The sequence below is a fragment of the Hyphomicrobium sp. LHD-15 genome (genome assembly GCF_031157355.1).
GTDB lineage: Bacteria > Pseudomonadota > Alphaproteobacteria > Rhizobiales > Hyphomicrobiaceae > Hyphomicrobium_C.
Genome location: NZ_JAVIFT010000001.1, coordinates 385096 through 410454, shown reverse-complemented (window position 1 = coordinate 410454; position 25359 = coordinate 385096). Strand labels below are relative to the sequence as shown.

Genomic DNA, 25359 nt, shown 5'->3' with positions numbered 1-25359 from the left:
TATGCGGAGGAATTCCATGGCACGGACGATGACGGGCGCCGAGATTGTGATGAAGGCGCTCCAGGACCAGGGCGTCGAGCATATTTTCGGCTATCCGGGCGGCGCCGTCCTGCCGATCTACGACGAGCTGTTCCAGCAGGATAAGGTGAAGCACATCCTGGTTCGCCAGGAGGGCGGCGCCCTGCATGCCGCCGAAGGTTACGCCCGCTCCACCGGCAAGGTCGGCGTCGCGCTCGTCACCTCCGGCCCCGGCGCCACCAACGCCGTCACCGGTCTCACCGACGCACTCATGGATAGCATCCCGCTGGTTTGCATCACCGGCCAGGTGCCGACGCACCTGATCGGCAACGACGCTTTCCAGGAGTGCGATACCGTCGGCATTACGCGTCCGTGCACGAAGCACAATTGGCTCGTGAAGAACGTCAATGATCTCGCGCGCATCATCCACGAGGCGTTCTACATCGCGAAAGCCGGCCGTCCCGGCCCGGTCGTCATCGACATTCCGAAGGACGTGCAGTTTGCGACCGGCAACTACGTCGGCCCCTCGAACATCGCGCACAAAACCTACAAGCCGCGCGTGAAGCCGGAGCCGACGGCCGTTCGCGATGCCGTGGATCTCATTGCGTCCGCCAAGCGCCCGGTATTCTACACCGGCGGCGGCGTGATCAACTCGGGCCCCAAGGCGAGCCAGCTCCTGCGCGAGTTCGTGCGCCTCACCGGCTTCCCGATCACGTCGACGCTGATGGGCCTCGGCGCGTATCCCGCGTCCGACAAGCAGTGGCTCGGCATGCTCGGCATGCACGGCACCTACGAGGCCAACCTCGCGATGCACGATTGCGACGTGATGATCAACATCGGCGCGCGCTTCGACGACCGCATCACCGGCCGCGTCGATGCCTTCTCGCCGGGTTCGAAGAAGATCCACGTCGACATCGATCCGTCCTCGATCAACAAGAACATCCGTGCCGATATCCCGATCATCGGCGACTGCGCCTACGTGCTCGAGGAGATGCTGCGTGTCTGGAAGGCCAAGGCGCCCCAGCTCGACAAGGCATCCTTGAAGTCGTGGTGGAAGGAAATCGACGGCTGGCGGGCCAGGAAGTCGCTCTCCTACACGAACTCCACCGAGCACATCATGCCGCAGTACGCCTGCCAGCGTCTCTACGAGCTGACCAAGGATCGCGACACCTACATCACCACCGAGGTCGGCCAGCACCAGATGTGGGCCGCCCAGTTCATCAACTTCGAGGAGCCGAACCGCTGGATGACGTCTGGCGGCCTCGGCACGATGGGCTACGGCCTGCCGGCCGCGATCGGCGTGCAGCTCGCGCATCCGAAATCGCTCGTCATCGACGTTGCGGGCGATGCGTCGATCCTGATGAACATCCAGGAGTGCTCGACGGCGGTTCAGTATCGCCTGCCGGTGAAGGTGTTCATCCTGAACAACGAGTACATGGGCATGGTGCGCCAGTGGCAGCAGCTGCTGCACGGCAATCGCCTCTCTGAAAGCTACACCGAGGCGCTGCCCGATTTCGTCAAGCTGGCCGAAGCTTACGGCTGGACCGGCATGCGCTGCGACCACCCGGCCGACCTCGACGATGCCATCCGTGAAATGATCAATCACAAGGGCCCGGTGATCTTCGATTGCCGCGTCGCAAAGCTGGCTAACTGTTTCCCGATGATCCCTTCAGGCAAGGCCCACAACGAAATGCTGCTCGGCGAGAACGTGTCCGACGAGGAGGTTTCGAGGGCCATTGGTAAAGAAGGGAAGGTGTTGGTGTGAGGAATCCGGTCGTCGGCCTCGTTCGTTTCGCTTTGATCGCTGTCGCTGCCTTCGTTGCGCTCGGCGCAGCAGGAGCGCCGATGGCGCGTGCCGCGGACGAAGCCCCGAAGACCGAACCTCAAGCCACGCCCGAAGATGCGGGCAAATCGGAGGCCGCGACCTGGGATCAGGCCGCGAGCATCCGCGGAGCGGCCGAGCGGCTGGGGCGCGTGCATCGCACCGGAGGAGCCAAGGCGGCTTACGAGCTGATCGACAACTGCTACCGCACCCACAGCATCGCCTCGAACTACACCGAAGGCTTCGAGTCCTGCATCGCCCAGGACTATCTCGAGACGCGGACGCTCATTCAGGTTTATTCGCGTATGCCTACGGAAACGCTCCATAAGCTCGGCGTGCCCTCGCCCCGGGAGCTTGCCGATAGCATGGGCCGGCGCGTTTCGGCGGCCTTCCATCAGTACAAGAAGTCTCAGGCCTACGCCGACCAGGTTCGCGCGTTGGTCGACCAGCACGGCCTGCCGGTGTTTCTGTCGATCGTCTTCCCCGAGGCGGTGAAGGCGATCGACGGCAAGAATTCGAAAGAGAAGAAGTAACCGCGATGATCAACACCAATCCCCAGACGCACTACGCCGGCCCCTCGCTCCGCCAGGAGGTCGAAACGCGGACCTTGTCCGTGCTCGTCGACAACGAGCCGGGCGTGCTCGCGCGCGTCATCGGCCTTTTCTCGGGACGCGGCTACAACATCGACAGCCTTACGGTGACCGAGACCGAGCACGAGAAGCATCTCTCGCGCATCACCATCATCACGCGCGGAACGCCCGCCGTAATCGAGCAGATCAAGCATCAGCTCGAACGGCTGGTTCCGATCCATCGCGTGCGCGATCTCACGTTCGAAGGCATCTCGCTCGAGCGCGAGCTGGCGCTGGTGAAGGTTTCAGGCAAAGGCGAGAAGCGCATGGAAGCCCTGCGCATGGCCGAGATCTTCCGCGCCCAGGTCGTCGACACCTCGACCGAGCACTTCGTGTTCGAGGTCACCGGCAAGCCCGGCAAGATCGACACCTTCATCAACCTCATGATGGAGCTTGGGCTGGTCGAAGTCTCGCGCACCGGCATTGCCGCCATCGGGCGCGGCGCGGCCGCGATGTGATGATGGCAACCGATCTTTCACAAAGCGGCAGCTGTGTTGGCGGCAGCAAGCGCGCGCGAGCAGGGAAGGCGTTAGGAGCGCCGGCCCGTCTTGCTCGGCGTGGCCTCGCTTTCCGCGACCGAAAGCGCGAGACGCGAGAACGTGATGCTGCGATCGCTCGCGAGGTACGTGCTTCTGTCAGCCGATTGGAAGCCGACGGCACCGTTTTTCGCCGGGTAGAGCGGCTCCGCGCGCGGCGTCGTGCCGAGCGCAACCAGGAAAGCCGCGAGCCGCTGCCGGTACTTTCCCGAAACCGCCCGCTCGCATTTGCTTTCGCCGACCGCCGTCTCGCAGGCCTCGATGTTGTTGTAGGTCGTGGACACGCTCTCATGGCGCGTGACGGCGCGCTCGATGGCTTCCGAGCAGGCTTTCACGGCTTCGGGCCCGAACGAGGTGCAGTCGGACGCGCTCGCGATGATGCCGCGAAGAACTTCCGTTTTGCCGCCACCGCTCGCGGCCGGCTGGCTATCTCCGCAGCCGCCGAGCAAGGCGGAGAGGCCGAGCAACGTGAAGGCGCAAAAGGATTTCATGGGGCGCATCGACAGGCTTCCGGGACAAAAAAGACCCGGCATTCTGATGCGTCCGGCCTTTCGGATCTGTTAATTACACGGCGCGCGCCCCTCGGACGGGCATCTCGCGCAAATCCGCCCAACTCCGACTTGGCCGTTGAAACCGCGCCGAGCACGGGTGTAACGTCCGGCCAAATTCCGGGACCATCCGGCTCTTGCGAGTTCCGGGGCTCTGGTCCTCAAGTCTCCACCCTTCGATAGTCTCAAACACATAAGAGAGAGCAATGCGCGTCTATTACGATACAGATGCCGATATCAACCTGATCAAGTCCAAGAAGGTCGTCATCGTCGGTTACGGCAGCCAGGGCCGCGCGCACGCGCTGAACCTCAAGGATTCCGGTGCCAAGGAGATCCGCATCGCCCTGAAGCCGGGTTCGCCGACCGCCAAGAAGGTCGAGGCCGACGGTCTTCACGTGCTTTCGGTGGCCGAGGCTGCGGCCTGGGGCGACCTTCTGATGATGGCGACGCCGGACGAGCTTCAGGCCGACATCTACCGCAACGACATCGCCCCGAACATTCGCGACGGCGCGGCGGTCGCTTTCGCGCACGGCCTCAACGTGCACTTCAACCTGATCGAGCCGAAGTCGACGATCGACGTCATCATGATCGCGCCCAAGGGACCTGGTCATACCGTACGCGGTGAATACCAGAAGGGTGGCGGCGTTCCGTGCCTCATCGCCATCCATCACGACGCCTCGGGCAACGCGCACGACATCGCGCTGTCCTATGCCTGCGGCGTCGGCGGCGGCCGCTCGGGCGTCATCGAGACGACCTTCAAGGAAGAGTGCGAGACCGACCTTTTCGGTGAGCAGGCTGTGCTCTGCGGCGGTCTCGTCGAGCTGATCCGCGCTGGCTTCGAAACGCTGGTGGAAGCCGGCTATGCGCCCGAGATGGCGTATTTCGAGTGCTTGCACGAGGTGAAGCTGATCGTCGACCTGATCTACGAAGGCGGCATCGCGAACATGAACTACTCGATCTCCAACACTGCCGAGTGGGGCGAGTACGTCACCGGTCCGCGCATCATTACGGCGGATACGAAGGCGGAAATGAAGCGCGTTCTGTCCGACATTCAAACCGGCAAGTTCACGTCCGACTGGATGCAGGAGTACCGCGCGGGTGCTGCTCGCTTCAAGGGCATCCGCCGCTTGAACGACGCCCATGAGATCGAGGCCGTCGGCGAGAAGCTGCGCGCCATGATGCCTTGGATTTCGAAGAACAAGCTGGTCGACAAGGGCCGCAACTAAACGGCGAGGGCTTCGGCTCTTCCGGTATCGAGAGCCCGCCTTCTGTTGCGCAAAGTCTGCGCAACGGGGGCGGGTTTTTCTATTCTTTGCGGTCTCTGCTGGAACCAGCCGCCCGTTCGGCGCATGCTGGGATTGCGCATGCAAGTAACAGGGAGCGCAAAAAATGAAACGGATCGTTCTTTCTATCGGCGCCGCGGCCCTTTTGGCGTTGGTCGGCACTTTCACCTTCGACGCCTTGCGCGGGCCGGACCAAACGGCGGCGGTTGCGGCCAAGGGCTACAAGACCTGCAAGTCCAAGCTGCCGACGGGCAAAACCAAAACCTGGCGCTGCGGGGCCGATCAGGCCTGCTGCGTCAACGCTTCGATGAACCTGTACGTCTGCGGATACCCGGGACTTGGCTGTCTCTAGACCATGATCGCTTCGGGCCCTACCAGCCCGAAGCGTGAATCATCGGTCTCGCTAAAGTGACCATGATCGCTTCGGGCCCACGCGCTCCGATCGTCGCGCCCCCCTATCGGGCGCGGCGTGACCCGGCAGTGCCGGAAAAGTCCGAAGCGTGAACGACCCTTTACAGTTCCAGCCGATCGAGCCGCGCGGAATGCCGGGCAATGCTCCGGGTGGTCTTCTCGTGGGGTGCCGGGTCTGCTGCGGGCGCGGCGCCGCCTGATGGGGCGCGCGCCCGACCAAAGGACGGGCCGATCATCAAAGGGCGCACGATCATCCGCAGCCCCAATGCGCGCTTCGCGACGGCAAGGCGCAAAAACAACGGCATCGTTTGTCCCCCACGCAGTACACAAAATCAGGGTCCCAGGCGCATTGGACGCGCCGGAGCATGAGCGTCTTCTTCGCACATGCGATGTGAATGCTGCGTTAACGAACCGGAGCGGCGCAAGCGAGCTGCGGCTATCAAAAAATGGATTGCACGCAAAGGTTTGCGGAGAAAACTTCCGAATCGGAAAACATTAAAAATAAAAATGAACAGTATTCAGAATTTCGCACAACGCATCGAATATCGAAATCTGCACGTTGTTTATTCAAACCAGTTATAAATTCAGCAACTGTTCACATGGGATATTCGGCGCGTATGTCGTCCTCGAAGGCCTGAAAAAAGGGGTCTGCCGATGGCCTTGGGGGAAAGAAACCCGGGCTGCTGGCGCGAGGGGAAAGGAGGGAGCCGTGGGCGTAAAAAACAAAGTGCGAAGTCGAACCGTCGGCGACCGCCTCAAGGATCTCCAGCACGAAATTCTGATCGCCATTGCGTCCGGCAAGCCTTTGGCCGACGTGATGGCGCTGTTGTGCGCGCGGGCTGAGAAAATCGCCCCCAAAGCCATTTGCTCGATTATTCGCGTGGATTCGACGGGGCGGTTGCGCCCGCTGGCCGCGCCGTCTCTTCCGCAGGCCTATTCCGATGCTATCGATGGGGCCGCGATTGGCCCGATGGTGGGATCGTGTGGAACTGCCGCCTACTTGGGAGAGCCGGTCGAGGTCACCAATATCAAGACCGATCCGCGCTGGGAGGACTACAAGGAAGCCGCTCTGGCTCTCGGGTTCAAGGCCTGCTGGTCGAGTCCGATCAAGTCCCACGACGATCGCGTCATCGGAACGTTCGCCTTTTATTTTCGCACCGCCCGCCGCGCCAACCAGACCGAGAAGAGAATTGTTGCCCACTGCGCGCATCTTTGCACGCTCGCCATCGAGCATTGGGCCGCTCAAAATCGCATTCGCCGCCTCGCCTTCACCGACGCGCTGACCGGGCTCGGAAGCCGGGCGCTGCTGGCCGAGAAATTTCCGGAAATTCTGAAGCACGCAAGCGAGACCGGCAAAGAGGTCGCTCTCTTTTACGTCGATATCGATGGCTTCCGCGCGATCAATGCCGTCCAGGGCCACAGGGTCGGCGATCAGCTTCTCCGCGCGATTACGCAGCGGATCCGATCCGTTGCTGCCAGCGCCGAGTTGGGCGCACGGCTCGGCGCCGACGAGTTCCTCGTCGTCTACACGGCGCGCGAAAGCCATTCCGAATTTGAGGTGATGGCCAGTGCGCTGGCCGAGGCCTTGCGCAACCGCTACGTTCTGGAGGACGGCCTCGAATTGAAGGCCGCCGCATCCATCGGCGTGGCTTGCTTCCCCAACGACGGCTCTGACCTCGATACGCTGATCAGCGAAGCCGATACGGCTTTGAACCAGGTCAAACGTGCCGGCCGCGCAGGATACGCCTTCTACTCCCCCAGGATGGACGCCGAAAAACGCGCCCGCCAGGCTTTCGAACGCGACGTTTCGGTTGCGGTTTCGGCAGGCCAGCTTTCGGTGCTTTACCAGCCTCAGGCGGACGCCCATTCTTGCTCGGTTCGCGGCTTCGAAGCGCTGCTGCGCTGGAAGCATCCGATCCACGGCTTCGTTTCGCCGGACAAATTCATTCCCGCGGCTGAGGCTTGCGGTGCGATCGAAGGCATCGGTGCGTTCGTGCTGCGGGAAGCGTTGCAGCACGCAGCCGACTGGCCGAAACATCTGCGCGTCGCGGTCAACGTCTCTCCGGCCCAGATCATTCACGCCGACTTCGCCGAGCTTGTGGAGCGGACGCTTTCGGAGACCGGCGTAGATCCGCGGCGCCTCGAGATCGAGGTGACCGAAAGCCTGTTTATCTTCGACGAAAAGGCGGCGCTCAAGACGCTCGAGAGATTGAAGGCGCTGGGCGTGAGCGTCGCGATGGACGATTTCGGCACCGGCTATTCGTCTCTGCGTACGCTGCGTTCGTTCCCCTTCGACCGCATCAAGATCGATCGAAGCTTCATCTTCGACATGGTGGCCAATGCCGATGCCGCCGCTATCGTCAATTCGATCATGGGGCTCGGGCGTGCGCTCGGCCGTCCCGTCGTGGCGGAAGGTGTCGAGACGAAGGAGCAGCTGGAGCTGCTTCAGCTGCAGGGCTGCAACGAGGTGCAAGGCTATTTGATCGGAAAGCCGCTGCCGATCGAGGCCTATAGCCACGTTACGGGATTATCGGGCGCCTCCGGCAAGCAGGCGGCGGAGGCGACCCCGAGCCTTGCCGCCGGTTACTCGGCTGTCGTCTGACACCCACTCACGTTGCAGAGCAACTGACGTGTCTCAATCGCTGCTGCCGAACGTGGCAACACGGTTTCGCCCGCCCGACTTGGCATCGTAGAGCTTCGCGTCGGCACGCTGAACGAGCATCTCGACATCGTCGCCCGAGCGAAACTGGGCAACGCCGAACGAGGCTGTCAGCTGTCCGATCTTCTGGCTCGTTTCCCGTATCGTGAGCTTCTTGCTCTCGAACTGCCGGCGAATGCGCTCGGCGACGGATTTGGCCGTATCCTGGTCCGTCGTCGGAAGGATGATCGCGAACTCCTCGCCGCCGTAGCGAATAACCGTATCGCCCTCGCGAACGCCTGATTCAATGACCCGAGAGAACATCTTGATGATCTCGTCGCCGACCTGATGACCAAACGCGTCGTTGACGCGCTTGAAATGGTCGATGTCGCACATGATCAGTGAGAAAACCGAATTCTTCTGCCGGCTCTCGAAGAGGGTCTTTTCCATGACGACATCGAAGCAGCGGCGGTTGCCGACGCCTGTCAGCGGATCCTTGAGTACAACCTCTTCGACTTCGGTGAGGCTGGTGCGAAGCGTCTCGATCTGCTTCTTCGAGTCCTCGAGCTTCGAATTGAGCTCCAGGCTGTCTTGGCGCATGCGCTCGTTTTCGGCAACGAGCAGACTGACGATGACGCGAACCTGATCGGCCTCGGGCAAGCCCGCGAGCCGCGTCTGCGCATTGGCAAGCGACTTTGCGTAGCTTTCGTTGGTCGAGATGTGTCCGCGAATGAGGCTCAGCACCTTCGAAAGCTCGCGCTCGAGCGATTTGCTCGCGGCGACGGCGGCTTTGGAGGACGAGCCGGAAGAGCCGGCAGAAAGCCCGGAAAATTGAGGCGCGAGCCATGAAATGAGAGCGCCGATTGCTGCGACGATCGCTATCCCAATCGCGGAAATGCCGAGGATGCCGAGCGGATTGTATTGTGTTTCGACGACGCCCCCCGTTCCCACATGGACGGAGCGCAGTGTTCGGAGCGGCGTCAGGTCGAAGTCGGACGCGGCCAGCAGCACCACGAGCATCAGGGCAAGAAGCACGCCCCCACCGGCAAGCAAACGAAGTTGGGTCGCGGATAAGTCTCGATATGAAATCATCTGAAAGGCACTTTAATGAGCGATAGGAAACGCGGATGGCAGCTAATGCTCCAGACTTACAATTTATGTGCGCGACGGTGCATGTGGTAAAATAGACCATAAGCTCAACTTACGGTCTCACGCGCTTGGATTTGAACGATCTGTCAGTGCGGAGCAGCTAACGAAACGGAGTGAAGTGGACCTGGACACGGACCAACAGCGGAAGTTCTAACTCTCCCGCCATCGAAAACCAATTGATAGTAGCAGAACGACAGGCGCATCCCGCTGCTAGATATGAACGTTGTCAGCCTAAGCGATTCGAGCCGAAGCCGGAAGAATACCGCTCCCTCGATTCGCAGCACATTATTCCAGACGCCTTAGCGCCATTTCGGACATGTCACGTGTGGGTAGTACGTCCGGAACTCTACCAATAGCATGCGGTGGCGAGACGGCGCTGAAATCAGCCGCCACTCTATGATTTCCCGGCGGCGATGTTGCTGCCGCGGCACGCCCAATCTAGCGCCGTTTCGAGCCTGTCGTTGCCCCAGAAAAGCTCGCCGTCCATCGTGACGAACGTTGGCGAGCCGAACACGCCGATCTGTGCGGCGAGGTGAGTTTCCTCCTTCAGTTTCTCTTTATTTTGCGGGGTGTTCGCGCGTTCGAGAATGAGCGGAGCTTCCGCGCTGAAGCGCGCGAGGAGCGAGAGCAGGACATCCTGATCCGCGATCGGACGGCCGCGCGCGAATTCCTCCAGGAACACCTCGGCGCAATAGTCACCGGCCCAGCTCTCCGCCGCGACGGCCACCCCCACGCGCGCGGCGAGCAGGCTGTTTTGCGGGAATGGATCCGGCCGTACGAGCGTGAGCCCGAGCGTGCCGCAAATGCGTTCCATGTCCCGCCACATGTAACGGCCTTTGGCGGGATAGATGTTGAAAGGCGAGGTGTCCCAACCCTGCGCCTTGAAAATCGCGCCGAGCATGAACGGGCGAAACCGGACCGCGACGCCGCGATCTCGCGCCAGGGCCTGGATGCGCTGAGAGGTCGGATACGAATAGGTCGATCCGAATTCGAACCAGAAATCGAGTTCAGGTCGGGCCATGGCGTTCGGTCCTCAGCGATTGATCAGGAGATCGTAGGCGACGGGCGCGGCGCTTGCGACGAGCAGCAAGGCCATGACGATGTTGAAGGCCACCATCTTCGATGGCGTATCGATGAGGCGTCGCATCAGCGTGCCGAACGCGGCCCACGCGCTGAGTGACAGAAGCGATACGACGGCGAAGACGGAGAGGATTGCGAATAAGCTCGCCCACATGGCCTCGGGCGCGGCGAAGGCTGCCGTCGCCGAAAGTGCGACGGCCCAGGCCTTCGGATTCACCCACTGGAACGTGACGCCCGTAAGCGCGGAGAGCGGCCGCGACGCGTTTCCGTCCTCCGGGCCGATCACCCGCGGGGCGCTCGTCGCAACTTTCCAGGCCAGCCACAGCATGTAGCCAAGTCCGAAAATCTTCACGGCAAGATGCGCGCCGGGGCTTGTCCGAATGACGGAGCCGAGTCCGACCCCGACCGCCAGCAGCATGATGGCAAAGCCGAAGCTGATCCCCGCGACCAGCGGAAGCGAGCGCGCGACGCCGAAGTTGAGGCCCGACGTCATCACCAGCAGATTGTTGGGGCCGGGCGTGATGGAGGAAACGATCGCGAAACCGACGAGCGCGATCAGGAGATCGGGAGACATGCCGCGCATTCCTCGGGTAGGCGCCGATGGCAGAGCAGGGGCCGCCATGCGTCTTAAGCGCGTTCCGTCCCGATCTCAACACTCCTGAAGCCGATGATCTGAATCTCGGCGCGATTGTTCAGCGATCGCCGGGAAGATCCCAGAACGGTCGGCTCCATTCGCGTTCGGCTTCCGCGCGGCTGAGACCGATGTCATGCAAGGCCCGCCCGTCGAGCTGCATCAGTCGGCGGCGCTCGCGAAGCGTACGGAAAACGGCTTCGATCCAATAGATGGCAGGGGCGAGCGTGAGCCCGGTGTTCGGTTTCGGTGCCGTAAAATGCGCGATCGGCGAGGCGTGCTCCATAACAGCGCTCCAAGGCTTGCGTGGAGGCGCTTGATAGGGCACATTTTGATATTAGTTAAGCAAATGTATTTCATGAAACGCATAACAATCCATTATGTAACGCGACCGGCCGATACAGTCTCCGTGTCACGCGTCGGATAGGTGATCATGGCCCGCAACATCGATGTCGTTCTTCTGAGGTCGTTCACGACAGTGGTGGAAACCGGGTCGGTCACCGAGGCCGCAGCCACGTTGAGCCTGACGCAAGCGGCGGTCAGTCAGCAGATCAAGCGCCTCGAAGAACTGTTCGGCCGGCCGCTGTTCGTGCGCAAGCAGCGCAAGCTCGTGCTGAGCCCCGACGGCGAACGGCTGCTGACGTTTGCTCAGAAGCTCGTGTCGCTCAACGACGAGACGTGGCGCGTGATGGCCGCGCCCGTATTCGACGGAGAGGTGCGTGTCGGCGTTCCGTATGATCTCGTCGCCCGCTTCCTGCCCAAGGTGCTGCGCCGTTTCGACAAGCGCTTTCCGAACGTGCGCGTGTCGCTGCTGACCAGCACCTCGCGCCTCCTCTGCGATGCATTGAGCCGCGGCGAACTCGATCTGACACTCACCACCGAGGTGACGCGTCCTGCGCGTGCGGAAAGCCTGCTCGTCGATCGCCTGGTGTGGGTCGGAGCCGCGGGAGGCGACGCGTATCTGCGCGATCCGCTGCCTGTTTCGCTCGGCGCGGAGACCTGCGCGTTTCGCCCCTATGCGCTGGCTGTGCTGGCGAAATGGAACCGGGGTTGGCGGCCGGTTAGCGAGTCGAACAGCCTCGAGCCGATGATCGCGACCCTCGAAGCCGATCTTGCCGTTGCGCCGATGCTCACCTGCGCGGTGCCCAAATCGCTCGAGATCTTGAGCGAAGGGGCAGGGCTCCCCAAATTGCCGACGTGTCACGTCAACCTCTATCTGCCGCGCGCCGCGCAGAACGAGATGGCATCCGAGTTCGCCACCGTCCTGCGCGACGAATTCGCAAGCGCTCGACGTAATGTTCGGGCCCCGGCGATCCGGAAAGCAGTCGGGGCCGTATAGCTGCGGAGCTTACGTTCAGCCGGGCCATTCGTGCCCGGCGCCACGAGACACGAAACAGTAACGGCTTCGGTTGGCCTATTGCATTCCATCAAGGAGACACGCATGAATTTCGAACTCGCGAACAAGGTGGCGCTGGTGACGGCGTCGTCGGGCGGCATCGGATTGGAAATCGCCCGTTCGCTCGCGGCCGAAGGCGCACGCGTTGCGATCAACGGGCGCAGCAAGGCGAGCGTCGACAAGGCCATCGCCGACATCCGCGCTGGGATACCGAAGGCGGATCTCATTCCGCTCGCTACCGACAACGGCACCGCAGAAGGCGCGGCCGCCACCATTGCCGCGCTTCCCTCTGTCGACATTCTGGTCAACAACCTCGGCATCTATGAAGCCGTCGGTTTCTTCGAGGAGACCGACGAAGCGTGGCAACGGCTGTTCGACGTCAACATCATGAGCGGCGTGCGCCTATCGCGTCACTATCTGCGCGGCATGCTGGATCGCGGGCACGGTCGCATCGTATTCATCTCGAGCGAATCCGGTGTCAGTCCGGCGCCTGAGATGGCCCACTACAGCGCCACCAAGACCATGCAGCTTTCGATTGCCCGCTCGCTCGCCGAGCTCACGAAAAACACCAACGTAACCGTGAATTCTGTGCTCCCGGGTCCGACCCGCACGCCGGGCGTCGAAGAGTTCATCGCCAGCATCTATCCGGGTGTGAAGCAGGCCGACGCCGAACGTAAGTTTATCGCAGAGAACCGGCCGTCATCGCTCATTGGCCGCCTGATCGATCCGAAGGAGATCGGCGACACCGTGGCTTTCGTTTGCTCGGATCGCGCCTCGGCCATCAACGGATCGAACATCCGCGCCGAAGGCGGCCTCGTCCGCAGCGTCATTTGATCGCCGGATTTATGAGGCACTGAACTGCCGGGCAGCGGACGAATTGAAGCGCGTCACTGCCCGGCTTGCTTAAATCGCGGGCACTTGTTATAGAGCGCGCATCTGCAACGCAACCGGGGAGGACATGGATGACAATCACACGCCTGTTTCTCGGCCCGGTTTGGACCGTCTGACGACTTCGATCGTTCGGTCCTTCGGCCTTTGAGCAACTGCTCCGGCCATCGGGCATTTTGCCCACTCAACCCATTCTGACGAATTGCATTCGATCGCAGCGCTACGCGTGTCTGCGCATCTCAAAAATCTACGGAGACGGTGCCTCCGCGCGCCGTAACAAAAAATGACAAGCGAAAACCGCAACAGCGGGAGCGCGGCCATGAGTGCCGTGTTCGGCTACACGGCACGACACTGGCGGCGGCGCAAGCTGATGGTGGCAAAGGTCGCCATCCTGATCCTGCTCGCGACATTGGCCGACGTCTTCATCCCGTTCTTCTCGGGCCGGCTCGTCGATGCGTTGCTTCTTGCCGAAGGCACGCGCGAAGTCGCGCTGTCGCGCGCGCTCGAAGCTTTCGCCGTCATGGTCGCGCTCGGCGCCGGCATGGTGCTGCTGCGCCACTTTGGCTGGATGGGCGTCATCCCGCTTTCGCTCGGCATGATGCAGGACATCGCGCAGGAGACGTTCGCGCGCGTCCAGCGGTTCTCGACCGATTGGCACGCCAACAGCTTCTCCGGGTCCGTGATGCGCAAGGTCACGCGCGGCATGTGGGCGGTCGATCAGTTAAACGACACGCTGCTGCTGGCATTGATGCCGTCGGCGTTCGTGCTCTTGAGCACGACGATCCTCTTGGCGGTGCAGTGGCCGCTGATGGGGTTGATCGTCGCCATCGGCGCGCTTTGCTATGTCGCGATGACCGTGATGCTCGCCGTCTACTACATCGCGCCTGCGTCCAAGCTGTCGAACGCGTGGGATACGCGCATCGGCGGCACGCTGGCGGATGCGCTGGGCTGCAATGCGGTCGTCAAGGCCTACGGGGCGGAGCATCGGGAAGATGCACGCCTCGAGAAGGTCGTCGCGCGCTGGAAGCGGCGCACCGTGCGCACGTGGTCTCGCCATACGCTGGCGGGAACCAGCCAGCACGTGGTGCTGCTCGGCGTCAGAACCACGCTCGCCGGCGTCGGTCTCTGGCTCTGGTGGGCCGGAAAGGCGACACCGGGCGACGTGACGTATCTGCTGACGACCTACTTCGTCGTGCACGGCTATCTGCGTGACGTCGGCATGCACGTGCACAACCTGCAGCGCTCCGTCAACGAGATGGACGAGCTTGTGGAGCTGCACGCGACGCCGATCGGGATCGCCGATCGCGTCGATGCGGTTCCGATGCGGATTTCGTCGGGCGAGGTGCGCTTCGAGAAGGTGGGGTTCCACTACGGCAACCACGAAACGCCACTCTATCGCGATCTCTCGATCACGATCCCGGCCGGCGAACGCGTGGGCCTTGTCGGGCACTCGGGCTCCGGCAAGACGACGTTCGTGAAGCTGATCCAGCGGCTTTACGACGTCACCGGCGGTCGTATCCTGATCGATGGACAGAACGTAGCGCAGGCGACGCAGCAGTCGCTGCGTTCGCAGATCGCCATCGTTCCGCAGGAGCCGATCCTGTTTCATCGGTCTCTGGCCGAGAACATCGGATACGGCCGGCCCGGCGCAACGGCAGAGGAAATCGAGCGCGCGGCACGCCTTGCCAACGCGCACGAGTTCATCGCGCGCTTGCCGAAGGGCTATCAGACGCTCGTCGGCGAGCGTGGCGTGAAGTTGTCGGGTGGTGAGCGTCAGCGCATCGCGCTGGCCCGCGCGTTTCTGGTCGATGCCCCGATCCTGATTCTGGACGAGGCGACGTCGAGCCTCGACTCGGAATCGGAGCAGCTGATCCAGGCGGCGGTCGAGCGTCTCCTAAAGGGGCGCACGGCGATCGTCATCGCCCACCGCCTGTCGACGGTGCGGGCTCTTGATCGGATCCTGGTGTTCGACAAGGGGCGTATCGTAGAGGACGGCACCCACGCGGCACTGATGAAGCGCCCCGATGGTCGTTACCGGCATCTGTTCGAGCGCCAGTCGACCGACCTCCGCGACGCAGCGGAGTAGCGCGACATCCCTCTCCCCGTTTTGTTGCGGGGAGAGGGAACCAGCGGGCTAGGCCTACGGCCCGAACCTGAACGGTGCGAGAACCAGAACGGCACTTTTGCCTCCTGTCGGTGGTAGAGGGAATGGCCCGATTTGCCTGAGCATCTGCAATGTCACCGCATCCAGGATGCGTCCGCCGCTCTTCCGGACTGTTTTCGACGCGACACCGCCGGAGGGGCTAATGACGATCGCCACGCAAACCCCGCCTGGAGGGAGAGGCCCCTGCGGGGGGATCGCTTGCGAGATGACCTGGGCCCGGATCCGGGCGGCATAGGCCAACGCTCCTGGCGTCTTGTAGCGCGGATATTTGACCGATGCACAGGGATCGGCGAGCCTGAGTGGTCGCTTTTCGCTTGCGGCTTCTGCCACTGACGTCGAGAGCCACGCAATCGCGAGACCCCAAAAAAGAGTACGCAACATTTTCCCCCATTTCTCCGTATTCCCCTCTAATATCTATACTAATAGAATATGGAATTCGCAAACGCTTGCGAGCGACGCAGCGGAGTAGATGGCGTCTACTTGAGACGCGTTGAAACCGGCCGCCGCACGTCGGTGGCCGGTTTGTCTTCCCGCAAGCCCTTGAAGGCCGCGTGCCGCAGCAACCCGTCGCCGGTCCAGCCGCGATAGGCGACCTGCGCGACGAGCGCTGGCTTGATCCAAAGGACGCCGCGCCGCTGTATGGCGGTAAGCGAAGCCGAGAACGGCGACGCATTGATGCGAAGCGGCTGCAGCCGTTTCCGAAGTTCGCGAGCGGTCTCGTGGCTGTAGCCGGTTCCAACCCGGCCGGCATAGACAAACGCTCCGCGCTCGAACGTGCCGACCACCAGGGCGCCGACGGCCTTGGCATCGACATTGGAGGCCAGATAGCCGCCGATGACGAACTCGTCTGTCGCGACGCATTTGGATTTGAGCCAGTCGCCGCCGCGCCCTGATCGATAGGGCCGGTCGCGCCGTTTCGAGATGATGCCTTCGAGGTTGAGGGCACATGCTCCTTCCAGCACGTCGCGGCCATCCTCGGAAAGGTGCTCGCTATAGCGCAGATGCTTCGGGTTCGATGCGCGCGAGATCAGCGCTTGCAGCAAATCCTTGCGATCGATCAGCGGGGCTTCGCGCACATCGACGCCATCGAGATAGAGAAGATCGAACGCGACGAACGTCATGTCGTCGGATCGCCCGGCTTCCAGCGACGCGACGAGACCGGAGAAGCTGGTCGCGCCGTCCTCCGTCAACACCACCGCCTCGCCGTCGATGATCGCGGAGCGAACCTTGAGCTTGGAGAGCGCATTCGCGAGCGACGGAAACCTGACGGTCCAATCGAGGCCGCTACGCGTCAGCAGCCGGATTTCTCCATTGGCTATGTGTGCCTGCAACCGATAGCCGTCGAGCTTGATCTCGTGAACCCAGTCGTCACCCGAAGGCGGCGTATCGACAAGAGTCGCAAGGCACGGCGCAATGAAAGCGGGCAGGCGGTCGGGCACTCGCGAAGGGCTGCCGCGCGGTCGTGGCGCCGCGCGCGAGGCTGTTCGTTTGGTAACCGATTTTACGCGACGCGCGGAACCCTTCGTCATCGGAGCGCATTCGCCTTGAGGCAGCGCGCGAGCGGGTGATCCGCGTATCGAGCGCCCTGCGCCAAACAGGAGGCCTCCATGCCCATCGTCACCACTGCCATTCTGACGTTCATTCTTCTCGTTCTCATCGGCATCATCGTCGGCCTGGCATTCAATCGCTATGGGCGGAGCTGGCTCGGAAGGCAGGTGGCAGATGCCACCGGCGTCGGCGACGTCACCTACAGCCTTGTCGGCATCGCCGGCTCGTTCATGGGCTTCCACATCGGCGTCATTCTCGGTCTCCTGCCTTCGGTGTTGCTCTACGTTGCGGCCATCTTCGGAGCCGCCCTCACGCTGTGGTTCTGGCGCGGGCGTTGAGCCGCGCCTTACGCTTCCTTGCCGACCAGTCGTTTGATCGCCTCCTTTAGAGACCGCCCGGCTTTGGGATAATCCGCCCACGCGTCGCCGCCTTTGAGCAGCCCGGGCACGGTGTGAAGCGTGAACCGCATCGGATCGAGGCCACGCCGCACCTGTCGCCACGTCAGCGGCATCGAGACGGGGGCTCCCGGGCGCGCCCGCGGTGAGAACGGCGCCACCGCTGTCGCCGTGCGATCGTTTCTGAGGTAGTCGAGAAAAATGCGCCCGCGCCGGAGTTTCTTCGTCATCTTTGTGAGGTAAAGCTCAGGGCTGTCGGCGGCCATCTTGGCGCAGACTGCCTCGGCGAACATCTTGGCTTCCCCCCAGCCGAGTTTCTCGGTGCGCCCGATCTTCAACGGCGTCACCACGTGCAGTCCCTTTCCGCCGGTTGTTTTGCAGAACGGCACCAAACCAAGGTCGTCAAGTCGCACACGCAGCTCGTTCGCCGCCGCGATCACCGCGTCGAAGCCGACATCCGGCGCCGGATCGAGATCGAACACCAGCCGGCCGGGCGTCTGCGGGTCGTTGGGCACGGAGTTCCAGGGATGGAATTCGAGCGCCGCGAGCTGCGCCATCGCGATCAGGCCTTCGACGCTGTCAATCTGGACATAGGGTTCGCGATCGCCTGCGATGCGCACCAGGGTCACGTGCTCGGACGTGCCGCGCATGGCATGGCGCTGGAAAAACGTCTCGCCGTCGATGCCATCGGGCGCGCGCACGACAGAGCAGGGCCGCCCTGCGATATGCGGAAGCAGGGCATCACCAACCGCTTCGAGATAGTGCGCGAGATTGAGCTTGGTAGCGGGCGCTTCATCCTTCCAAGCGGGCCAAAGCACTTTGTCCGGCTTCGTGATCGTGATCCCGTGGACGGCTTCCGCGCCGTCCGAGTGCCAGACCGCATCGGCCGCATGTGCGCTGGGCGTGCCCAGCATGAAGGCGGTCGGACGTTTCCCGCGACCCGCCGCGATCGAGCTCATCGCGCGACCGGACGCCACCGAGCGGTCGCGCTCAAGCAGCGCATCTTTGTCGCCGGCGTGCGAGAACTCGTCGCGATGCTTGATCAGGAGCCAGTTGGTGCGCTTGCCCCCGGTGCGGTCATGCTTCATGCGTACAAGCACCCAGCTTCCCTTGAGCTTGGTTCCAGCGAGCAGGAATTTGAGCTCACCCTTACGCAGGGCCTCCTTCACCGGTGTGCTTTCTTCCGGCAGCCAGAAGCCACGGTCCCACAGCATGACGGTGCCGCCGCCGTACTCGGCTTCCGGAATGGTGCCTTCGAAATCGCCATACGCGAGCGGATGGTCTTCCACCTCGACCGCGAGCCGTTTGTCGCCGGGATCGACCGACGGCCCGCGCGTCACCGCCCAGGATTTGAAAACCCCGTCCACTTCGAGCCGAAGATCGTAATGGAGCCGCGTGGCATCGTGCTTCTGCACGACGAAGCGGGGATACTCGGCCTTGCGGATTGCACGCGCGCCGCTGGGCTCCTGCGTTTTTGTGAAGTCGCGCTTGGCGCGATACGTCGAGAGTTTTCCCGTACCCTTCGCCATCGCTTGTCTTGGGCTCCGCCTCTCGGACTAAGCGCGCTTCTTCGTCCCGCGCGACGTCTTGGGCTTAGAGGGAGGCCCCCCGACACTTTTCTTCAGCGCTTCCATGAGATCGACGATATTGCCGCCCTTTGGCCGCTCGTCCTCGTGGGCTACGATCTTGCGACCTTTGAGCTTGTCCTTGATCAGCGCCTTGAGCGCGGTCGCGTAGTGGTCTTCGAACTTGTCCGGTTTGAATGCCGAGGCCTTTTTTTCGATCAGCTGAACGGCGAGATCGACCATTTCGCGGTCGGGCTTCGCTGTCGGAACTTCGTCGAAGAAATCCGAGGGCTGGCGAAGCTCCTCCGCGTAGCGCAGCATCTCCATCACCAGCCCGTCTTCGAGCGGCGCGATTGCGACCAGCCACTCGCGACCCGAGATCGTGACTTGCGCAAGTCCGACCTTTCCGGTTTTCCGCAACGCGTCGCGGATCACGACATAACCCTCGCCTGAAAGCGTGTCGCTCGGAGCGATGAAATAGGGCCTTTCGAAATAGCGATAGTCGATGTCCTTGGCGTCGACGAACTGCACGAGGTCGATGGTCTTTTTACTTTCGAGCTTGACTGCATCGATCTCCTCGGGATCGAGCACCACGTAGGTGTCCTTGTCCACCTCGTAACCCTTGACGATATCGCCGCTCTCGATCTTGCCGATGCCCGGAACCACCTTCTGGTAGTTCACGCGTTTGCCGGAAGGCTTGTGGATCTGGCGGAACGAGATGTCCGCTTTCGATTCCACCGCGTTGTAGATTTCGACGCCGATCGTGACGAGGGAAAGCCTCAGAAAACCCTTCCAGTAAGCACGGGCTGATTTGGGCATGACGCAGCACTCTTACGCTCGACCACGATCGCTTCGGACGCTACCAGTCCGAAGCGTGGAACATCGGTCACGTTAAAAGCTAGAGGCGATCGCGCTCTAGCTGCCTTGAAAACGTGCAACGGACCAAGGTTGTTCCCTTCCTTCGGGGAACGCAAGCGCCGCGAATGGTTACCATTGATCTGGAAGTTCGGCCGGGAGCCGATAAGCTGCGCGACGACAATCGGGGCTAGAGCGGGGCGAAGAGATGAGTGAGACCGAAGCGCGGCCGAACGGCACTCCATCCGCGTCCGGCGCGGTCGAGCCCAGCTTGCACCGCGTCATGGGCCCATGGCTATTGCTGCTCTTCATTGTCGGCGACATCCTCGGCACCGGGATCTACGCGCTGACGGGCAAGGTCGCGAACCTCGTCGGCGGTGCAGTCTGGCTCCCGTTTCTGATGGCGTTCGTCGTGGCGCTGCTCACCGCCTTCAGCTACCTGGAATTGGTCACCAAGTATCCCCGCGCGGCCGGTGCCGCCCTCTATACCCATCGCGCCTTCGGAATTCATTTCATCACCTTCATCGTGGCCTTTGCCGTGATGTCGTCGGGTATCACGTCGGCTTCGACGGCATCGCGCGCATTCGCCGCCAATTTGTCCGACGCATTCGGGCTCGGCCTCGCCGGCGGTATCGGCATCACCGTCGTCGCGCTCCTGTTCATGGGTGCCGTTGCACTCGTCAATCTCAGGGGCGTCGGCGAAAGCGTGAAGCTCAATGTTGTGCTCACCTGCGTCGAGCTGACGGGCCTTCTGATCATCATCGTCATCGGGTTTTGGGCGATCGGCGCAGGGCAGGGCGATGTCTCGCGCGTGTTCGAATTCAAAACCGGGGAGGGGGCGAGCGCCGTCTGGTCCGCGATCGCGGCCACCACGCTCGCGTTCTTTGCGATGGTGGGTTTCGAAGACAGCGTCAACATGGCCGAGGAAACCAAGGACCCGATCCGCACATTTCCGAAAATTCTGCTGCTAGGGCTTCTGATCACCGGCGTGATCTACCTGCTGGTGTCGATCTCGGCGGTCACGCTCGTGCCGCCCCATGAGCTGGGTGAAGGCGAAACCCCGCTTTTGAAAGTCGTCGAAGCCGGAGCGCCGAACTTCCCGATCGAGTTGTTCGGCTTCATCACCATGTTCGCGGTCGCCAACAGCGCGCTGATCAACATGTTGATGGCAAGCCGCCTCGTCTATGGCATGAGCCGCGAGCACGTCTTGCCTCCGGTGCTCGGCAAGGTCCACGCCGTCCGCCGCACGCCCTACATCGCCATTGCCTTCACGACGCTGCTTGCGGTGGCCCTGATCACCTTCGTGGGTGAGGTTCCCGCGTTGGGCGGCACCACCGCGTTGCTGCTCATTTGCGTATTTACGATCGTCAATATCGCGGTGCTGGTGCTGCGCAAGGATCCGGTCGAGCACACTCACTTTCGCACGCCGACGATCATCCCTGTGGTCGGAGCCATGAGCTGCGCGTTTCTCGCGGGGCCCTGGACCGGACGCGATCCGGTGCAATACAAAGTGGCCGGCGCACTGCTCGCGATTGGCGTCCTGCTATGGGGGGTAACGGTGTTCATCAATCGCGCGACTGGCCAAAAGGTATCCGATCCGCGTGCCGAGGATATCGGCGGAAACGGCGCACACAACTGAGTATTCTACGACTCGGAGAATGCGAGGAACTGAACGCGCGAGCAGGGCGTTTATTGGGACACGACCCTTCACATGGAGACGTCCCAAATGACAAACCAGAATAAGAACCAAGACCAGCAGGGCGGTCAGTCCCAGCGTGATCAACAGCAGGCGCAGGACAAGGAAAAAGATCGCCAGCAGCAGCGTAACCCAGCTAATCCCGCCCGTCCGGGCGAACAGGATCAGCGCCGCCGCGAGCCGCAACCGGGTGATCCGGAAGACAACAGCAGCGACAAGCAGCGTCAGGCTCAGGACAAGCACCGCGATCAGCAGCAGCGCTAACTGGTCTCGCGAGGGCTCGCGACAAACGTAAACGAAAAAATTGAATGTCGAACTGTCAGGGTCGCGAAAACGGCCCTGATATTTTGTGCGCTAGAGTGCTTCCGGAAAAGTGGGAACCGGTTTTTCGATAGGAAGCACGATAAAACAAAAATTTAGAGCCGTTTCGCGATTCCATTAAAATCGGAACGGCTCTAGCCGAGCAGCATCATCGCTCGGAAAGCAGGCGCGAGATCGCCATCTCAGCCCGCGTCCGCTCCTCGTCCGCCATATGCAGGCCCGCCTTGGTGCGTCGCCACAGCACGTCTTCGGCAGCGCCCGCCCATTCGTGATCACGCAGAAACAGCACCTCGCGCTCCGTAAGCCCGGCTCCCATCGCTTCGCCGAGATCCGCTTCGCCTGACGCGTCTCCCAGCAGCAGATCCGCGCGGGTGCCGTAGAGGGTTGCGATCCGTCTGAGTGTCTTGTCGGCAAAGCCCGGGCGCCGTCGCGCCAGATCCTGGACGTAGGCGCCAACGCCGGCCTCTCCCACATCTCCGCCAGGCAAAGAAGGCCCCGCTGTCCAGGCAGGGCCCATGCCGGGAAAAAGCGGTTGCAGTCGTGCGAGCGCGGCTTCAGCCAGACGCCGGAACGTCGTGATCTTGCCGCCGATCACGGTCAGCAGGGCCGGCGCATTGTCCCGATGCACAAAATCGAGCCGATACTCGCGCGAGACGGCCGAGGCACTCAAGGCTCCGTCCTCGACCAGCGGGCGAATCCCCGCGAACCGCCAGACGATCTCGCGCGGATCGATGGGGCGGGAGAAAAAGCGGCTCGCGGCCTCGATTAAATAGGCCTCCTCGAGGCGGCTGACGCTGCCCGCTTCAGCGGGCGAGGCCACCGCCGATTCCGTCGTGCCGATCAGCGTGAAGCGCTCCTCGAACGGCATCGCGAACACGACGCGGCCGTCGCGATTTTGAAGCAGGTAGGCATCGTCGGCGCCTGCGATGCGCGGCACCACAATGTGCGAGCCTCGAACCAGCCGCAAAGCCGGAACGTCCGCGACAGCCCCGGTAAGACGGCCCACATGCGCACACCATGGCCCCGCGGCATTGACCAGCACGCGAGCGGCGATCTGGATCGATGCAGCACCTTGAGGCGACGCCGTGACCTCCCAAACATCGCCGCGTTCGGCGATGCGTGTCACCGGCGCGCGCGTCAGGATCGTCGCGCCGCGTTGGGCGGCATCGAGCGCGACGGAGATCACAAGCCGCGCATCGTCGACCCAGCAGTCGTAGTAAGAGAAGCCGGAGCGAAACTCGGCCCGCAACGAGCGTCCCATCGGGTCGCGCAAGAGATCCACCGGGCCGGAGCCGGGAATGACCTTCCTCGGCGCCAGATGGTCGTAAAGGAACAGACCCAGCCGCAACATCAGGCGCGAACGCATCCCCGGCGCGTGCGGAATGACGAAGCGCAGCGGCCGAATGAGGTGAGGCGCGCGTGCGAGCAGCACTTCACGTTCGGCCAGCGCCTCGCGCACCAGCCGGAATTCCATATGCTCAAGATAGCGCAATCCGCCATGGATGAGTTTGGAACTGGCGGACGAGGTGCCCCCCGCCAGGTCGCCTTTCTCCAGCAGCACGACTTTGAGGCCGCGGCCAGCCGCATCGGCGGCGATTCCGGCCCCGTTGATGCCTCCCCCGACGACAGCCAGATCGAAGACTTCAGCCCGCATGCGAGCGTCTTTCCCTAGAGGATGGAAGCCTGTGGGCCTGAAGCGTGGACAGTCGGTCTCTTCGAAGGGCCTGGAGCACGGTCGAGATTTAGTCCAAAACTGATTGCGCTCTAGGAATCGCGTAAGGAACAATACGCTTGATATCTCTGATCCGCGACAGCGAAGGAGCAGCCGTTGGCGACATCGTCACCAAGTCGCCGCTTTCCAGCCCGAGACCTCCCGTCATGATGAGACAGACACTTGAACGACTTGCGGTCCTGCTTGCCGTGATCGGACTGGCGTATCCCGCCTGCGCCGCCGAGAGCCTGCCGCCGTTGAAAACTGGTGACATTGTTTTCCAGCGCACCGAGACCAACGCCAGCGACGCGATCATGCTGGCCTCTGGTACTCAGTACACGCACGTTGGTCTTGTCGAGGTCGACAGCGCCGGCCGCGCCAACGTCATTGAGGCGGTCGGGCCCGTGCGGACCCTGCCGATCGATCGTTGGATCAAGAACGGCAACCAGGGGCGCGTGACGATCAAGCGGGTGAAGGCTTTGGGCGAGGGCGACGCAAAAAAGGCCGCGCTCCGGGCCCGCCACTATCTCGGCCGACCCTACGATCACTTCTTCTACGAGACGCGCGATCAGATCTATTGCAGTGAGCTGATCTATGCCGCTTTCAAGGAAGGCGCGAACATCACCGTCGGTCGGGAGGAGAAGGTCCGAGAACTGAACATCGACACCGGCGCGGCTCAGCAGCTCATCAAGCAGCGCTGGAAGGCCCATCCGTTGTGCAAGGCCAAGTCGGCCGGAACCTTCAAGGCCTGCTACAGCCTCATCATGGAGCAGACGTTGGTGACGCCTGCGAGCATCGCTCGCGATCCGCAAATGGAGCTGATCTACACCAACTTCGGCGCAGGCGCGGAGTAGCATCGCGCCCGGGCGGGTTGCGCGAGACGAGCGCGAGCTGGCGGTCCGGGCGCTCTAGTGTCCAACCGCCTTGAGGGCGCTCATGATCGGTGAATTGAATTCGCGGCGATAGAGCACGATCGTCACGACGAGGGTGCCGAAAAAGAACAGGATCGGATCGACCAGCCACGCCATCAGCGGGATCGAGAAATAGTAGGCTCGCACGCCGTTGTTGTAGCTCTCGCCGGCGAGCGCGGCCACCTGCCCGGCGGCCTCCGCGTACTGCTCGCGGAGGCGTTTGTCGCTTCCGTGCGGGGGGATGCCGCCGACGAGGATCGACAGCACGTTATATTGCCAGGCCGCCCACGTGAACTTGAAGAACGCGTAGACGAACACGAGTATCAAGATCAACGCCTTGATCTCGGCGAGTGTCGGATCGCTCCGGGTTGCGAACGGCAACTGCGAGACGAGCTCCGCGACCTTGGGCGCGGTGCCGAGCAGGGCCACGAGGCCGCCAAGGATGAAGACGGTCGTCGATGCGAAGAAGAGGGATCCGCGGAGCAGGTTGCCGAGCAGCGTCGCATCGGAGATGTGGCTGTCGCGCTCGGCCATCCGCATGATCCATTGGCGGCGCAACGTCTTGACGAGCGACATCAACCCGGGGCGCTTGGCCTCGAAGCGGGTCGCGAACAGGCGGTAGCCCGGCCAGCAGACGAGGAAGAAAAGGAGGGCGACGACGTCATAGATCGTGACGGCGATCATGTGCATTCAATCCGTCTTGTCTCGGCATGTGGCTATTCGCTATCCGGAACGGAAAACGCGAATCCTTCAGTAGGATCGAAAATGCGATGATCCGGTTCGGCGGCCAAGCGCGATTTTGAGGCGCGCCGCGCTGGATGGCCAGGAACGCTTCCGCGGCCACTCCGGGCGTAGCCCTGGCATCGATCATGAATTTCGGCTTGGGGTAAAAAGATGGTGGGTGATCACAGGCTCGAACTGTGGACCCGCTGATTAAGAGTCAGCTGCTCTACCAACTGAGCTAATCACCCATCTCTTTGAAGCCTGACATCGTTTGGTTGCGATGCAGGCGCCGCAGCTTAGGAGCGTTCAGAGAAGCAAACCTAAGGACGACAAAGGGACCCTGAACGATTGTGCTCGAGGGCCCCAATTCCGGTTCGTCTATCACCCCCCACGGGCCTTGTCTAGTCGCTTGTGACAGGGGATGCGACCGGCCTTTGGAAA

General features: G+C 62.3%; 25 protein-coding genes and 1 tRNA gene. 13 read left to right on the top strand and 13 right to left on the bottom strand.

Annotated features, from left to right (window positions below; all coding sequences use genetic code 11):
- Positions 1-16 precede the first annotated feature (16 nt).
- From RCO24_RS01890 to ilvN, 3 genes are read left to right on the top strand one after another with little or no spacing between them, the layout of a single operon-like run.
- Entirely contained in the window at positions 17-1783 is a 1767-nt protein-coding gene (locus RCO24_RS01890) for an acetolactate synthase 3 large subunit (RefSeq protein ID WP_308959679.1), read from the top strand.
- Entirely contained in the window at positions 1780-2373 is a 594-nt protein-coding gene (locus RCO24_RS01885; RefSeq protein ID WP_308959678.1) for a hypothetical protein, read from the top strand. Before RCO24_RS01890 ends, RCO24_RS01885 begins: the two co-directional genes overlap by 4 nt.
- 5 nt (positions 2374-2378) lie before the next feature.
- A complete protein-coding gene (gene ilvN / locus RCO24_RS01880) occupies positions 2379-2927 on the top strand; it encodes an acetolactate synthase small subunit (RefSeq protein ID WP_308959676.1) in 549 nt (182 codons plus the stop codon).
- Positions 2928-2998: 71 nt separating this feature from the next.
- Here ilvN and RCO24_RS01875 read toward each other — a convergent pair whose 3' ends face one another.
- Positions 2999-3496: a DUF1190 domain-containing protein gene (locus RCO24_RS01875; protein WP_308959675.1), complete on the bottom strand. Its 498-nt coding sequence runs from the start codon at positions 3494-3496 to the stop codon at positions 2999-3001.
- Between the two features lie 263 nt (positions 3497-3759).
- Here RCO24_RS01875 and ilvC point away from each other — a divergent pair, with 263 nt between their 5' ends.
- Complete coding sequence (gene ilvC, locus RCO24_RS01870) at positions 3760-4779, top strand: ketol-acid reductoisomerase (protein WP_308959674.1); 1020 nt, start codon at positions 3760-3762, stop codon at positions 4777-4779.
- 163 nt (positions 4780-4942) lie between these two features.
- Positions 4943-5188 carry a hypothetical protein gene (locus RCO24_RS01865; RefSeq protein WP_308959672.1) on the top strand — a complete coding sequence of 82 codons (246 nt, stop codon included), beginning with the start codon at positions 4943-4945 and terminating at the stop codon, positions 5186-5188.
- 160 nt (positions 5189-5348) lie between these two features.
- Here RCO24_RS01865 and RCO24_RS01860 read toward each other — a convergent pair whose 3' ends face one another.
- Entirely contained in the window at positions 5349-5552 is a 204-nt protein-coding gene (locus RCO24_RS01860; protein ID WP_308959670.1) for a hypothetical protein, read from the bottom strand.
- A 404-nt stretch (positions 5553-5956) separates the two neighbouring features.
- Here RCO24_RS01860 and RCO24_RS01855 point away from each other — a divergent pair, with 404 nt between their 5' ends.
- Complete coding sequence (locus tag RCO24_RS01855) at positions 5957-7849, top strand: EAL domain-containing protein (protein WP_308959668.1); 1893 nt, start codon at positions 5957-5959, stop codon at positions 7847-7849.
- Positions 7850-7882: 33 nt separating this feature from the next.
- On the opposite strand, the gene RCO24_RS01850 is transcribed toward RCO24_RS01855, so the two are convergent.
- The 4 genes from RCO24_RS01850 to RCO24_RS01835 form a co-directional block, all read right to left on the bottom strand.
- Complete coding sequence (locus RCO24_RS01850; RefSeq protein WP_308959667.1) at positions 7883-8920, bottom strand: GGDEF domain-containing protein; 1038 nt, start codon at positions 8918-8920, stop codon at positions 7883-7885.
- Between the two features lie 508 nt (positions 8921-9428).
- A complete protein-coding gene (locus tag RCO24_RS01845; protein ID WP_308959666.1) occupies positions 9429-10055 on the bottom strand; it encodes a 2-hydroxychromene-2-carboxylate isomerase in 627 nt (208 codons plus the stop codon).
- Between the two features lie 12 nt (positions 10056-10067).
- Positions 10068-10688: a LysE family translocator gene (locus RCO24_RS01840; RefSeq protein ID WP_308959665.1), complete on the bottom strand. Its 621-nt coding sequence runs from the start codon at positions 10686-10688 to the stop codon at positions 10068-10070.
- A gap of 118 nt (positions 10689-10806) precedes the next feature.
- Complete coding sequence (locus RCO24_RS01835) at positions 10807-11031, bottom strand: DUF1127 domain-containing protein (protein ID WP_308959664.1); 225 nt, start codon at positions 11029-11031, stop codon at positions 10807-10809.
- 147 nt (positions 11032-11178) lie between these two features.
- Between RCO24_RS01835 and RCO24_RS01830 the strand changes: the two genes are divergently transcribed.
- From RCO24_RS01830 to RCO24_RS01820, 3 genes are all read left to right on the top strand, one after another.
- On the top strand, positions 11179-12084 hold the full coding sequence (locus tag RCO24_RS01830) for a LysR family transcriptional regulator (protein WP_308959662.1): 906 nt from the start codon (positions 11179-11181) through the stop codon (positions 12082-12084).
- Positions 12085-12186: 102 nt separating this feature from the next.
- The gene (locus RCO24_RS01825; protein ID WP_308959661.1) at positions 12187-12975 is read left to right on the top strand and encodes an SDR family oxidoreductase; all 789 of its coding nucleotides are present in this window, start codon (positions 12187-12189) and stop codon (positions 12973-12975) included.
- A gap of 373 nt (positions 12976-13348) precedes the next feature.
- Positions 13349-15115 (top strand): ABC transporter ATP-binding protein, encoded by a 1767-nt coding sequence (locus RCO24_RS01820; RefSeq protein ID WP_308959660.1) that lies wholly within the window; start codon positions 13349-13351, stop codon positions 15113-15115.
- Positions 15116-15169: 54 nt separating this feature from the next.
- Here RCO24_RS01820 and RCO24_RS19235 read toward each other — a convergent pair whose 3' ends face one another.
- Both RCO24_RS19235 and ligD (RCO24_RS01815) read right to left on the bottom strand, forming a co-directional pair.
- Complete coding sequence (locus tag RCO24_RS19235; protein ID WP_374990902.1) at positions 15170-15574, bottom strand: TonB C-terminal domain-containing protein; 405 nt, start codon at positions 15572-15574, stop codon at positions 15170-15172.
- Between the two features lie 95 nt (positions 15575-15669).
- On the bottom strand, positions 15670-16632 hold the full coding sequence (gene ligD, locus RCO24_RS01815) for a non-homologous end-joining DNA ligase (protein ID WP_308959659.1): 963 nt from the start codon (positions 16630-16632) through the stop codon (positions 15670-15672).
- Positions 16633-16800: 168 nt separating this feature from the next.
- Here ligD (RCO24_RS01815) and RCO24_RS01810 point away from each other — a divergent pair, with 168 nt between their 5' ends.
- Positions 16801-17079 carry a transglycosylase gene (locus tag RCO24_RS01810; RefSeq protein ID WP_308959658.1) on the top strand — a complete coding sequence of 93 codons (279 nt, stop codon included), beginning with the start codon at positions 16801-16803 and terminating at the stop codon, positions 17077-17079.
- 8 nt (positions 17080-17087) lie between these two features.
- On the opposite strand, the gene ligD (RCO24_RS01805) is transcribed toward RCO24_RS01810, so the two are convergent.
- Positions 17088-18665 (bottom strand): non-homologous end-joining DNA ligase, encoded by a 1578-nt coding sequence (gene ligD / locus RCO24_RS01805; protein WP_308959657.1) that lies wholly within the window; start codon positions 18663-18665, stop codon positions 17088-17090.
- Between the two features lie 27 nt (positions 18666-18692).
- On the bottom strand, positions 18693-19520 hold the full coding sequence (locus tag RCO24_RS01800; RefSeq protein ID WP_308959656.1) for a Ku protein: 828 nt from the start codon (positions 19518-19520) through the stop codon (positions 18693-18695).
- 244 nt (positions 19521-19764) lie between these two features.
- Between RCO24_RS01800 and RCO24_RS01795 the strand changes: the two genes are divergently transcribed.
- Both RCO24_RS01795 and RCO24_RS01790 read left to right on the top strand, forming a co-directional pair.
- Complete coding sequence (locus RCO24_RS01795; protein ID WP_308959655.1) at positions 19765-21195, top strand: APC family permease; 1431 nt, start codon at positions 19765-19767, stop codon at positions 21193-21195.
- 87 nt (positions 21196-21282) lie between these two features.
- Entirely contained in the window at positions 21283-21516 is a 234-nt protein-coding gene (locus RCO24_RS01790; protein ID WP_308959654.1) for a hypothetical protein, read from the top strand.
- Between the two features lie 205 nt (positions 21517-21721).
- On the opposite strand, the gene glpD is transcribed toward RCO24_RS01790, so the two are convergent.
- Complete coding sequence (gene glpD, locus RCO24_RS01785) at positions 21722-23227, bottom strand: glycerol-3-phosphate dehydrogenase (protein ID WP_308959652.1); 1506 nt, start codon at positions 23225-23227, stop codon at positions 21722-21724.
- A 137-nt stretch (positions 23228-23364) separates the two neighbouring features.
- Between glpD and RCO24_RS01780 the strand changes: the two genes are divergently transcribed.
- Positions 23365-24138, top strand: a complete 774-nt coding sequence (locus RCO24_RS01780; RefSeq protein WP_308959651.1) for a YiiX/YebB-like N1pC/P60 family cysteine hydrolase — start codon at positions 23365-23367, stop codon at positions 24136-24138.
- A 54-nt stretch (positions 24139-24192) separates the two neighbouring features.
- Here RCO24_RS01780 and RCO24_RS01775 read toward each other — a convergent pair whose 3' ends face one another.
- Positions 24193-24879: a DUF599 domain-containing protein gene (locus RCO24_RS01775; RefSeq protein WP_308959650.1), complete on the bottom strand. Its 687-nt coding sequence runs from the start codon at positions 24877-24879 to the stop codon at positions 24193-24195.
- A 211-nt stretch (positions 24880-25090) separates the two neighbouring features.
- A tRNA-Lys gene (locus RCO24_RS01770) sits at positions 25091-25166 on the bottom strand.
- Positions 25167-25359: the final 193 nt, after the last annotated feature.